General features: G+C 57.7%; 12 protein-coding genes. 9 read left to right on the forward strand and 3 right to left on the reverse strand.

Annotated elements, in window-relative coordinates:
• Window positions 1–75: 75 nt before the first annotated feature.
• Window positions 76–1,194, reverse strand: a complete 1,119-nt coding sequence (serC, locus tag QP934_RS10045; RefSeq protein ID WP_340419862.1) for a phosphoserine transaminase — start codon at window positions 1,192–1,194, stop codon at window positions 76–78.
• Between the two features lie 160 nt (window positions 1,195–1,354).
• On the opposite strand from serC, the gene QP934_RS10050 reads away from it, so the two are divergent.
• From QP934_RS10050 to QP934_RS10075, 6 genes are all read left to right on the forward strand, one after another.
• A complete protein-coding gene (locus tag QP934_RS10050; protein ID WP_080970451.1) occupies window positions 1,355–2,647 on the forward strand; it encodes a citrate synthase in 1,293 nt (430 codons plus the stop codon).
• 123 nt (window positions 2,648–2,770) lie between these two features.
• Window positions 2,771–3,130, forward strand: a complete 360-nt coding sequence (locus tag QP934_RS10055; protein WP_005323855.1) for an FKBP-type peptidyl-prolyl cis-trans isomerase — start codon at window positions 2,771–2,773, stop codon at window positions 3,128–3,130.
• Window positions 3,131–3,199: 69 nt separating this feature from the next.
• Window positions 3,200–4,063 carry an aldo/keto reductase gene (locus QP934_RS10060; RefSeq protein WP_284811075.1) on the forward strand — a complete coding sequence of 288 codons (864 nt, stop codon included), beginning with the start codon at window positions 3,200–3,202 and terminating at the stop codon, window positions 4,061–4,063.
• A 290-nt stretch (window positions 4,064–4,353) separates the two neighbouring features.
• The gene (locus tag QP934_RS10065) at window positions 4,354–4,701 is read left to right on the forward strand and encodes a DUF485 domain-containing protein (protein WP_419127449.1); all 348 of its coding nucleotides are present in this window, start codon (window positions 4,354–4,356) and stop codon (window positions 4,699–4,701) included.
• Complete coding sequence (locus QP934_RS10070; RefSeq protein WP_419127450.1) at window positions 4,701–6,344, forward strand: cation acetate symporter; 1,644 nt, start codon at window positions 4,701–4,703, stop codon at window positions 6,342–6,344. Before QP934_RS10065 ends, QP934_RS10070 begins: the two co-directional genes overlap by 1 nt.
• Before the next feature lie 39 nt (window positions 6,345–6,383).
• Complete coding sequence (locus QP934_RS10075) at window positions 6,384–7,406, forward strand: hypothetical protein (protein ID WP_419127451.1); 1,023 nt, start codon at window positions 6,384–6,386, stop codon at window positions 7,404–7,406.
• A gap of 2 nt (window positions 7,407–7,408) precedes the next feature.
• Here QP934_RS10075 and QP934_RS10080 read toward each other — a convergent pair whose 3' ends face one another.
• Both QP934_RS10080 and QP934_RS10085 read right to left on the reverse strand, forming a co-directional pair.
• A complete protein-coding gene (locus QP934_RS10080; RefSeq protein ID WP_419127452.1) occupies window positions 7,409–8,401 on the reverse strand; it encodes a DUF1906 domain-containing protein in 993 nt (330 codons plus the stop codon).
• Window positions 8,402–8,514: 113 nt separating this feature from the next.
• Entirely contained in the window at window positions 8,515–8,943 is a 429-nt protein-coding gene (locus QP934_RS10085) for an OsmC family protein (RefSeq protein WP_419127453.1), read from the reverse strand.
• Between the two features lie 271 nt (window positions 8,944–9,214).
• Here QP934_RS10085 and QP934_RS10090 point away from each other — a divergent pair, with 271 nt between their 5' ends.
• From QP934_RS10090 to QP934_RS10100, 3 genes are all read left to right on the forward strand, one after another.
• Window positions 9,215–9,712, forward strand: coding sequence for a DJ-1/PfpI family protein (locus QP934_RS10090; protein WP_419127454.1), 498 nt, complete (start codon window positions 9,215–9,217; stop codon window positions 9,710–9,712).
• A gap of 117 nt (window positions 9,713–9,829) precedes the next feature.
• Window positions 9,830–10,276 (forward strand): DUF2871 domain-containing protein, encoded by a 447-nt coding sequence (locus QP934_RS10095; protein ID WP_284811068.1) that lies wholly within the window; start codon window positions 9,830–9,832, stop codon window positions 10,274–10,276.
• A 2-nt stretch (window positions 10,277–10,278) separates the two neighbouring features.
• Window positions 10,279–11,916, forward strand: coding sequence for an MFS transporter (locus QP934_RS10100; protein ID WP_419127455.1), 1,638 nt, complete (start codon window positions 10,279–10,281; stop codon window positions 11,914–11,916).
• Window positions 11,917–12,163 lie beyond the last annotated feature (247 nt).

Genomic DNA, 12,163 nt, shown 5'->3' on the forward strand with positions numbered 1-12,163 from the left:
CTGTGATGCATTCAACTATAACGTGAAAATGCCCCGCAGCCTGCGAGGCGGCGGGGCATGTTGGGGGGTGATGCGTTAATTCGCATCCAAGACATAGTCGATGCATTGGGTTAGTTTGGCGATATCGGCCGGCTCAATAGCCGGGAACATGCCGATGCGCAGTTGGTTACGGCCCAGCTTGCGGTACGGCTCCACGTCTAGGATGCCGTTGGCGCGCAGGGTGGCGGCGAGCGCTGCGGCGTCGACAGACTCTGCGAAGTCGATGGTGCCCACCACGAGCGAGCGGGACGCAGGCTCCGTGACGAAGGGAGTGGTCTCCGGGCGGGATTCGGCCCAGCTATACAGCGTGGTGGAGGATTCCGTAGTGCGCTCAACCATGCCGTCCAGTCCGCCGTTGGCATTCATCCACTGGAGCTGGTTATCCAACATGAGCAGGGTGGCGATTGCCGGGGTGTTATAGGTCTGGTTCTTGCGGGAGTTATCTACTGCCGTCTGCAGGTTGAGGAAGGTGGGGATATAGCGCTCGGAGGCGTTGATTTTCTCAATTCGCTCCAGCGCGGCGGGGGACATGGCGGCGAGCCACAGGCCGCCGTCGGAAGCAAAGCACTTTTGCGGCGAGAAGTAGTAGACGTCCGTATCGGAGATGTGCACGGGCAGACCACCCGCGCCGGAGGTGGCGTCCACGACCACCAACTGCTGATCATTGCGGGGGTGCGGGCGGGTGACTTCTGCCATTGCGCCGGTGGAGGTTTCATTGTGTGCCCAAGCGACGACGTCCGCCTCCGCAGAAAGATCGTGCGGGTCGGGTGCGGTGCCCACTGGGGACTCCACGATGGATGGGGCATCGAGCCAGGGTGCACCCGCGGCGGCCTTGGCAAATTTAGTGGAAAATTCGCCAAAGGTGAGGTGGGCGGAGTGACGTTCAATGAGCCCGAAGGTGGCAGCATCCCAGAAGGCGGTGGCGCCGCCTAGGGAAAGGACAATTTCGTAGCCCTCTGGCAGGGAGAAGAGATCGCTCAAACCTTCTCGCACCGAACCTACGAGGTTCTTTACCGCCGGCTGGCGGTGGGAGGTGCCCATGACTGCGGAGTCAATGGCCGCAAGCTGGTCGGGGCGAACCTTGGAAGGGCCGCAGCCAAAGCGGCCATCGGCAGGCAGGAGGTCGGCAGGCAGCGTAAGTTCGGGTGTGCTCATGCATGTCAGTGTAGAACAGTTCCGGTCGAACGGCAGTTATTTTAGTCGACCCAATCCTGTTGGCGGCGTCACAAAGTTTGCTAAAGTGTGAAGAGGTATCAAGCTAGCTTCCTTAAGTTAGTGCTTAATAGTGACTCTTCACGTAGAGAAAGGAACTTCCGTGGCTTCTGAAGACAACAAGGTAGTGCTCCAGTACCCAGGCGGCGAGTACGAGATGGACATCAAGCAGTCCACCGAGGGTGACTCCGGCTTTGACATTTCCAAGCTCCGTAACGAGACCGGGCTCGTTACCTTCGACCCTGGTTATACCTCCACCGGTTCCACCGAGTCCAAGATCACCTTCATTAATGGTGAAGAGGGTATCCTGCGCCACCGCGGTTACGATATTGCGGACCTGGCGGAAAACGCTTCCTTTAACGAGGTTTCCTACCTGCTGATCAAGGGTCATCTGCCTAACGAGGAAGAGCTCAGCCACTTTAACCGCGAAATCCGCCACCACACCCTGTTGGATGAGGACTTCAAGGCCGCGTTCAATATTTTCCCGCGCAACGCGCACCCAATGGCCGTGCTGGCTTCCTCCCTTAACATTCTTTCCGCGTACTACCAGGATCAGCTTGACCCGCTGGACCCGGAGCAGCTGGATAAGGCCACCGTCCGCCTGCTGGCTAAGGTGCCAATGCTGGCTGCATATGCTTACCGCGCTTCCCAGGGTAAGCCTTATATGTACCCGGATAACAGCCTGAACGCCCGCGAGAACTTCCTGCGCATGATGTTCGGCTACCCAACCGAGGAGTACGAGGTTGACCCGGTTGTAGCTAAGGCCCTGGATAAGCTGCTTATCCTCCATGCTGACCATGAGCAGAACTGCTCCACTTCCACGGTGCGCATGATTGGTTCCGCTCAGGCTAATATGTTTGTCTCCATCGCCGGCGGCATTAACGCTCTGTCCGGCCCGCTGCACGGTGGTGCAAACCAGGCCGTTCTGGAGATGCTGGAAGATATCCAGAACAACCATGATGGTGACGCTACCGACTTCATGAACCGCGTGAAGAATAAGGAAAAGGGCGTTCGCCTCATGGGCTTTGGCCACCGCGTGTACAAGAACTACGACCCACGCGCGGCAATCGTCAAGGAGACTGCCCACGAGATCATCGATCACTTGGGCGGCGACCCAATGCTGGATCTGGCCATGAAGCTGGAAGACATTGCGCTGAATGACGACTACTTCGTCTCCCGCAAGCTCTACCCGAACGTGGACTTCTACACCGGCCTGATCTACCGCGCTATGGGCTTCCCGACGGACTTCTTTACCGTCCTCTTCGCCATCGGCCGCCTGCCAGGCTGGATTGCACAGTACCGCGAGCAGCTGGAGATCAACACCAAGATCAACCGTCCGCGCCAGATTTACACCGGCGAGACTTTGCGCAAGGTTACCCCACGTAACGAGCGCTAAAGCGTCCCGTGGGTTCGCCAAATTAAGCCGAATCGGGTGGTAGCACCTATAATAGGTGCAGCTCGGTTCGGTTTTTAATGCGACCGCACGAACAAACTAGATTTCCCAAGGAGAATAATCCCCATGGATAAGCCTGTTATTGAAGCCCAGTCTGGCCCAGCGCCGACCGACCTTGTTGTAGAAGACATCGTCGTCGGCGACGGTGCTGAGGCACAGCCTGGTGCCGTAGTGGAGGTCCACTACGTCGGCGCTGAATACGAGACCAACCAAGAATTCGATTCCTCGTGGGACCGTGGCCAGTCCATCGAGTTCCCGCTGACCGGTCTCATCGCCGGCTGGCAAGAGGGCATTCCGGGAATGAAGGTGGGCGGTCGCCGCAAGCTCATCATCCCGCCGGAAAAGGCCTACGGCCCCGCCGGTGGCGCGCACCCGCTATCCGGCCGCACCTTGGTCTTTATCATTGACCTCATCCGCGCCGACTAGAAGCGCTCGACCCCAGGGTTCGCCCTGGGGTTTCGTCGTTTTCGGCGCGGTCAGAAAAACTGCGGCACAATGGAGGGCATGACTGTGCCAACCGTAACTTTCAATGATGACCGCGAAATGCCCCAGCTGGGCTTGGGTACGTACAAGCTATATGACGAGGAATGCATCCGCGTCATCCGCGAGGCCATCGATTTGGGCTACCGCCACTTCGATACCGCCACGCTCTACAAGAATGAAGAGGCGGTAGGCACCGCCCTGAAGCAGGCAATGGATGCCGGCGACGTCACCCGCGATGAGCTCTTTATTACCTCCAAGGTATGGCACTCTCACCAGGGGGAGCACAAGGTGGAAGAGGCATTCCAGCAGTCGCTAAAGGATCTGCAGCTGGACTACCTCGACCTGTATCTTATCCACTGGCCATGGCCGCAGGGTGGCCTGTACAACGAGACCTTTGAGGCTATCGCCCGCCTGCAGGGCATGGGTCAGATTGCGTCCATCGGCGTGGCTAATTTCTACGAGGACGTGCTCAAAGACCTAATTTCCACCACCGGCATTTCTCCGGTGCTCAACCAGGTGGAGATCCACCCGGGCTTTACTCAGTCCAGCCTGCGCGCCTTTCACCACGATAATGACATCGTCACCGAGGCATGGGCCCCGTTGGCACGCGGGGTAGTGCTCAATAACCCCGTGATTGAGCAGGCTGCTGCTGACCACGAGGCCACCGAGGGACAGGTTGTCCTGGCTTATCTCATGTCTAAAGACATATCCGTGATCCCGAAGTCCGCGCGCACTGAGCGCCTGAAAGAAAACTTGGCTGCCACCGAGCTAGAGCTCACGGCGGAGGAAGTATCTGCCATTGACGCCCTTGAGGGCCAGGAAGGCTTTGGCCGCATGTTCAATGACCCGCGCGAATTCCCAGGCAACGAAGAGTAACATCAACCGCAGATTAAGCCCCCTCACGGGGGCTTTTTCTTTTGCCAAGCGGCTGTTAACAATCTTTACAAGGGGTAAAAAATTCTTCCTTCGGGGGTAGTTTGCTAAAGATGTTATTCCAGTTCAGTGAAGCCTATGGGGTTAAAAGGGTGGGGGAGTAGAAAGTTTTCTTGGCAGAGTTTACAACCTTGCAGAAAATGTTCTGTAACTTACAGATCAGCGTGGATAGTGAGAAATAACACACTATCTCGTGTGACCTAAGTTCCTCTCACCCAAGGAGACGATGCTCTATGAGTGACGTAGCTGCAACTCCTGTCTCGCGCCGCGAACCCACTGGCAGCGAGTTCATCGCGATGCGCGACTCCGCCGAATTCGGCGAGCTGCGCCGCACCTACCGGAGTTTTACCTTCCCTATGACCGTGGCCTTCTTCGTGTGGTACGTGGTCTACGTTCTTGCCGCCGTGTTTGCCCCTGGCTTTATGGCAATCGAGCTTAGTGGCGGCTGGAACGTCGGGCTGGTTTTCGGCCTAGCCCAGTTCCTCACCACTTTCATTATCACGTGGATCTACGTGAAGTACGCCAATAAGAATATCGAGCCTAAGTCGGCCGCCATCCGTGAAGAGCTGGAGGGCATGTAATGATCACCACCACCCTTGCCGCCGAGACTTCCGCCGGCAATCCCATCTTGAATATCTCTATTTTCGGCATCTTCCTTTTCATCACCATGGCGGTGGTGCTGCGCGCCGGAAAGACCACGAAGAAGGCCTCGGACTTTTATACCGGCGGCGGCACCTTCTCCGGGCGCCAGAACGGCCTGGCCATCTCCGGTGACTACCTCTCCGCCGCCTCCTTCCTAGGCATCGTTGGCGCGGTGGCGCTCAACGGCTACGACGGCTTCTTGTACTCGGTGGGCTTTTTCGTTGCCTGGCTGGTCGCACTCATGCTCGTTGCCGAGCCCATGCGTAACGTCGGCCGCTTTACCATGGCGGACGTCCTGTCCTTCCGCCTGAAGCAAAAGCCCGTGCGCGTGGCGGCGTCTATCGCCACCCTCTTCGTCACGCTTTTCTACCTCATCGCGCAGATGGCCGGCGCCGGCTCCTTGGTTGCGGTACTGCTGGATATCCATGAGTTCAAGTGGCAGGCCCTCGTCGTGGGCATCGTGGGCGTGCTCATGATTGTCTACGTCCTAGTCGGCGGCATGAAGGGCACCACCTACGTGCAGATGATCAAGGCCGTGCTCCTGGTAGCCGGCGTGGTCATCATGTGTTTCTTGGTCTTCATTGCCCTGCGCGGCGGCTTTAGCACCCTGTTTAATAACGCCATCGACATGCACGCCGCTTCCGAGCAGATTAAAGAGAAGGGCTACGAGGCCAAGGACATCATGGCTCCGGGCCTGAAGTACGGCGCCACCACCGCCACCAAGCTGGACTTTATTTCCTTGGGCATTTCCCTGGTGCTCGGCGTGGGCGGCCTGCCGCACGTGCTGATGCGCTTTTACACCGTGCCCACCGCTACCGAGGCGCGCCGCTCCGTTACCTGGGCGATCGTTATTATCGGTGCCTTCTACCTTATGACCCTGGTCCTGGGCTACGGTGCGGCAGCACTGGTGGGTCCGGACCGCATTCTCGACGCCCCGGGCGGCGCCAATGCCGCAGCGCCACTACTCGCGCTCGAGATCGGCGGCTCCATCTTCATGGCGATTATTTCCGCCGTGGCCTTCGCTACCGTGCTCGCCGTGGTTGCTGGCCTGGCCATTACCGCCTCTGCATCCATTGCGCACGACATCTACCACGCGGTTATCCGCAACGGCGAGTCCACCGAGGCTGAGCAGGTCCGCGTCTCCCAGGCCACCGTGGTGGTCCTTGGCATCGTCTCCATCATCTTGGGTATCCTGGCCATGACCCAGAACGTGGCCTTCCTGGTCTCCCTCGCGTTTGCGGTGGCGGCCTCCGCCAACCTGCCGACCATCCTGTACTCCCTGTACTGGCGCCGGTTCAACACCGCGGGCGCGGTGGCCTCCATGTACACCGGCGTGGTGTCCTGCCTGGTGCTTATCTTCTTCTCCCCGGCAGTCTCCGGTTCTGAGACCTCCATGTTCCCAGGCGCGGACTGGGCCATCTTCCCGCTCTCCTCGCCGGGCTTGGTCTCCATTCCGCTGTCCTTCTTCGTTGGCTGGTTGGTCTCCATCATGACCAAGCCGGATAACTTTGAGGAGCTTTCCGCAGAGATGGAAGTTCGCTCCCTTACCGGCGTGGGCGTCGAGGCACCTGTGCAGCATTAATTGCCTAAATAGTGCACTCAACCGGTAACATATATCGACGTGTTTAAAACGTCGTTGAACCGCAAGGCGGCATCAGTTAAGGCTGGTGCCGCTTTGGCCGTATGCATGCTCGCCTTGACCACCACTGCGTGCAGCAATAGCGAGCGTGAAAGCGACGCGCTTGCCGACGCCCCCTCGGAAGCAACAGACACCAACCGCGACGTCCCACCAGAAATCAATGAGTTTCTAGAAGGTGATGAGGGGCGCTCGGTTACCTACATCCGCCTACACGATGGCATGCACATGGGCTCTGCCTCGGAGCACGAGGCTCGCCCGGCGCTCAGCCTCATTAAGCTCTACATCGCCACATACGTTATGGAAAAGGGCGAGTACGAGGACAAATATGAGGCGCTGGACATGATTGCTAGCTCCTCCGATAAGTCCGCCGAAGACCTCTTTGATAAATACCCAGAGTCCATCGACACCATTGCCGATGAATTCAACCTCGAATCCACCAAGGCTGGCGAGCAATGGGGCTATTCGCAAACCTCCACCTATGACGTCGCCAGCTTCATCTCGCAGCTCATTGACCGCGATGAAACCCACCCAGTGCTCGTAGCTATGGCCCATGCCGATCCCATCTCGGAGGATGGCTACCGCCAGGATTACGGCACCGCCAAGCTCTCTAACGTGGTAGGCAGCAAGTGGGGCTGGTCCAATGATAAGTCCATTAACTCCTCGGTCTCCTTTGGTGAGAACTTCGTCGCCGCCGCCTCTATTAACGGCTCCTCCGATGACCTCACCGACTACGTCAAGGACGAGGTGACTGGCAAGAATCTGGGCAAGGCCACCGAGCGCTTCCTCAAGTACAAAGACGGCGAGGACGTCCCACCGGTTGAGACCTCCACCTCGGAGACTTCTACTACCTCCTCCAGTAAGAAGGACAAGGACGAGAAATCCGGCAAGGGCAAGAAGGAAAAGGCCTCGTCCAAGGAGCCCAGTAGCGAATCCACCACGTCCAAAAAGAAGTCCGCAGACAAAAAGAAGGGCTCGGAGAAAACCTCCGAGCCCTCTAAGAAGTAGTACTACCACGCCTTTGCAACCGTTTCTGCGACGATCTTCGCTAGCTGGCGAATCTGATCGTTGCTCAGCGTCTTACCATTAAAGGTCACGCCATTGGCCGTGACCTGCGGCAGTTCCGGTAGCTCTGGGTGCTTGCTCTGTAGTTGCGAGCTCAGCTGATTGACCAAGTCGGACGAGCCATTGCTCGGGGCCTTGGTCTGCGGCTGCGGCTTTGGCTGTGGCTTCTTGGTGGTCGGCTTCTTTGCCGGTGCAGGTGCCGCGGACTTGCCAGGCGTCCACTGGCCCCAGTCTTTGGCGTAGACCTCATTGACGTCAACGATGACGCCGCCAATGGTCTGCTGCTTGCCGTGCGGCAGCTGGTGGATAGTGGTGCGCGGGTGAATCTTGCCATTGGATCCCCAGTCATGCATCCAGAAGTACGTGCCAATGCCGTCCTGGATTGCCCACTCAATGGTGTTGTAGTTACCGTAGATGCCCGTCTGGTAGCCGGCCAGTTCCAGCGTTTTGGAGAATGCCTGCAGGTACGGGCGAATCTGGCGGGTGTACTGCTCACGGGTGGGGTTATCGTCGATGGCGATGTAGATCGGGCGGTTGGTGGGACCGCCTGCCTTCTTGTGTAGCGCAATCGCCTTCGGTGCGTGTACTGCCGCACCTGCTGCGCCTTGCTTCCAATCGGCGGTTTCCGCACGACCAAATTGGTAGACCGACGCCGTGGGCAGACCCGCTGCCGCATTGGCCTTAGTTTCTTTGAGGGTTACCGGCTTGCCGGTCATCCACGCAGCGCCGGGGCGCTTGTCGGAGACGTAGCGAATCGCGCCCATGTGGCCGGCATTCTTAATTGCCTGCGGGGAAGGTACGCCGGCGGAGAAATCAATGATGGTGCCGCGCACCGGTCCGAGTGCCGCTGCATTCGGTGCGGCAGCGCCGATAGCACCTGCGGCCAGCGCGAGAGCGCTGGCCTTAAAAAGGCCGCGACGGGAGAAAGATGGTGACATGTTGAGCTCCTGCAGTAATCACATTTGTCACAGTAGTTAACAACTGCACCATAGCAGCGGGGCTGGGGTCATCCCCGGAGTGAAACCGCATGTCGCGCTTCTATTTCGGGAAACTATTTCGAGTCGTTCCTAAACGCCACTTGAGTGGGATTCTCAACCGTGCGCGATACCGTGCAGTCCTTCTCGTGGGAGATGCGAATCAGGTTGTCCACCATCCTGCGGGCTTGGTTGCCCTCGGGTGTATCTGGGAAAGATAGATCAAAGCCCACGCGAACCTCGGACAGACGCGATGCACCATCTTCGTTGAGGCGGTCACCCTCTACGTGCACGTCAAAAGATTCTGGCTCCGCGCGCCGAGATGTCACCACATCCACGTCCACTGCCGAACACCCCGCGACGGCAGCTAGCAAAAGCTCAACAGGGGAGAGGAGTCCCTCGCCACTGCCAAACTCAATGCTGGCTCCGGCTGAATTGGTAGCGCGGTATACGGCGGTGTCGAGGCGGGTGAGGTCTATGGCGTATTGCTTTATTACTTCAGACATGTGGTCAGTTTAAGGCGAGGGATTAGGGCATTCGAGTGGGCCAGAGCGCACTCATCGGAATGTTCGCCTGTTCAGTGGTGATCTAGAAAGTCTGCGTATCGTGAGCTTCATAAAGGTGATTGCTATTTACGCGACGGAAACCATGTCTGATTGGGACTAAGCCTAACTCACAACTCAGGTAGCTGAAGCTGAGACCTAAGCACCGGGTCGCTTTAAGGTTTTGTTCGTTGGCGCATCTCCAGGCGCCGTTCGATCCAAAGGCGCAATCGAGGTGGTTCCAAGCTTGACCTTGCAGAACATTCAGAAACAGACCGATATTGCGACGTTCGTGGTGCCAAGAGCAGATACATACGTTGACGGGCACCAACAGCCGTTGGAGCCGATTAAGGTCTTAAATGAGAGCGAAGTGCTCTCGGTAGCAATCTGTGATGGGGCTTTGACCTTTGCTCGTGCTGAGGTGCTTGACCACTGCAAACACACTTCAATCGCGCAAGGCTTTCTTGCCTCAGTGAACTACGCCAACACTCAAGGATATAAAGAAGAAGCTGTATTTTTTGATGGTGGAGTGATTACAGGACCAGGCTTGGCTCCGGTGTCATTTACCGCCGCGGTATTGCGCGCGGCGGGCGTTTACCCAGATGATGTCGTGGACGCTTGGCTTCAATTGCATGGCAAAGAACAGAAGCGGCTTGACATTCGGCGCTTCTATTTCTCGGCGCAGGCCTATGAATATTTAGCTACCGAGCCTAATAGTCAACCGACTGGTTGATCGCAGCTTCAACCAGCCCTGCGATTCAAAGCGGGGACGAATGTAGAAAGATGAGTCCTTGGAGTATTTGATTCATCGCTAATCCGGCCGTGGCAGCGGTCGGGAAGGAGATTGACCATGAAATCTTTGTATTGGGCATCCATTTTCTACCTCGTGTTGGGCTTGGGCGCGGGCGTGTTCTACCGCGAATTCACGCGTGCCAATGACTTCCCCGCGGGCGAGTTTACCCAGCTAAGCGTGGCGCACACCCACTTGCTAGCGCTCGGTTTCATGATGAGCCTTATTTTCTTGGTATTGGAGAAGGTCTTCGGCCTGTCGCGCAGCCGCGGTCAGTTCAATGCGTTCTTCTGGCTCTATAACGTCGGCGTGGTCGTCACCGTTGGCGTCATGATCTGGCACGGATGCTTGACCGTCCTGGGGGAGGAGTCCTCTGCAATGATCTCTGGCATCGCTGGTCTCGGACATATCCTCATCACGGTGGGCCTTATCGCCTTCATTGCAGCACTTGGAAATGCCATCAGCGAGACCCAAGCGGCTAAGACTCAAGCAGTAAATGGTGACTAGAAATGAGCAAAGCTTCCACTGAAAACGCCGCGCCGCCGACATGGCGAGACTGGATAAGCCTTGCGATCCTTTCCGTGGGCCTAGGCATCATTGTTTTGGACGGCACCATCGTTGGTGTGGCGCTGCCGACGATTATTACTGATCTTGAGCTGGACCTAACCCAGGCACAATGGGTCAATAGTTTGTATGCGGTCCTACTTGCAGCGCTGTTGTTGTCCACAGGAAAGATTGCCGATAGTTGGGGGCGCAAGCGTGCATTTCTTCTAGGCCTTAGTGTCTTTGTCGTAGGCAGTGTGATGGCAGGGCTATCTGCGTCATCCGGCACCTTGATTTCTGCGCGTGCGGTACAAGCTGTCGGTGCGGCGCTAATCATGCCGTCCACATTGTCGACGGTAAATGCAGTCTTTCGCGGCAAGTATCGTGCTGCAGCCTTCGGCGTGTGGGGTGCGGTCATTTCTGGCGCAGCTGCGGTTGGACCTCTAGCCGGCGGCGCGCTGACACAGTGGGCATCGTGGCACTGGATCTTTTGGGTCAATGTTCCCGTTGGCGTCATCATCGCTATCGGTGCGATCCTTACCGTGCGCGAGACCCGCAGCCCGAAAACGCTTCCAGGCATCGACGTGGACGGCGCGCAGCTGAGTGCTATTGCATTCGGTACCTTGGTCTTCGCAGTCATTGAGGCCCCGGACCTTGGCTGGTGGTCTCCCAAGGCGCCACTGCAGGTCTTCGCTTGGACCTGGCCGGATAGTGCCCCGGTCTCTCCGGTTCCGGTTGCATTGGCTATTTCGGCGCTTGGCTTCGCGCTTTTTATTCGGTGGGAACAGCACCGCAAGCGTCGTCACCGTTCAGCATTGCTGGACTTAGGCCTTTTTAATTACTCCACGTTCTCGTGGGGCAATATCACCGCCGGTGCGGTGGCCATAGGTGAGTTTGCGATCATTTTCATCTTGCCTCTGTACCTGATCAATGCATTAGACTTGAGCGTCATGTCCGCGGGTCTCGTTCTTGCCGCGATGGCAGTGGGTGCGTTCTTCTCTGGCGCAGCGGCACGCCACGTGGCAGCGTGTTTCGGCGCGCCGGGCACGGTGCTTATCGGGCTCGGGCTGGAGGTTGTTGGCGTGCTCATCATGGTTGCGCTTATGGGGCCTAATGCCAGCGGTTGGATCATTGCCTTGCCATTGACGCTTTACGGCTTGGGCTTAGGTTTTGCCTCCGCGCAGCTGACTGGCACGGTGCTCAGCGAGATTCCGGTGAATAGTTCCGGTCAGGCTTCGGCTACTCAGAGTACGGTCCGCCAGGTCGGTTCCGCGCTGGGCACCGCGGTTTCTGGGTCTGTATTTTCCATGGCCCTTGGGCTAACGCTGCCCAAAACGCTGGAGGCGGCCGGCATCATGGGGTCGGGTGCCGATGGCATAGCAGAAGCAACGCGCCAATCAGCTGGTTCCGCTATTGCAGGACTGCGCGCTCAGGGTGGGCATAGTCCCTTTGGCGAGCAGACCAGCGTTGTGGTGCAGGCGCTGAGCGACGGCATGACCGACGCCGCCCGCTACTCCCTTCTTGCTGCGACCGTATTCCTGGCGTTGGGCTTTATTGGTGCGCTACAAGTTCGCCGTGCTGCGAACGAAGGCGAAGCTGCATAGCACGAAAAATTTAAATAACCGGAGGCTCAAGTAAAATCGACCTCTTCGGAGGGACGAACTCAAAGACGAGCTTTGAAACTCGAAAAGTTACCGGCCCGGCGGAAAGCTCACATTGGATACGGGCCTGACCCCTGTTTGGTGGACACCTGATATCCAGCCCGGTTGGGTTGGGAAGAAAGGTAATCTACCACCATGCCTAGGTACTCCGAACAGTTCAAACGTGATGCTGTAGCCCTCTACGAAAACA

This window comes from Corynebacterium sp. MSK122 (assembly GCF_030229435.2).
Classification (GTDB): domain Bacteria; phylum Actinomycetota; class Actinomycetes; order Mycobacteriales; family Mycobacteriaceae; genus Corynebacterium; species Corynebacterium marquesiae.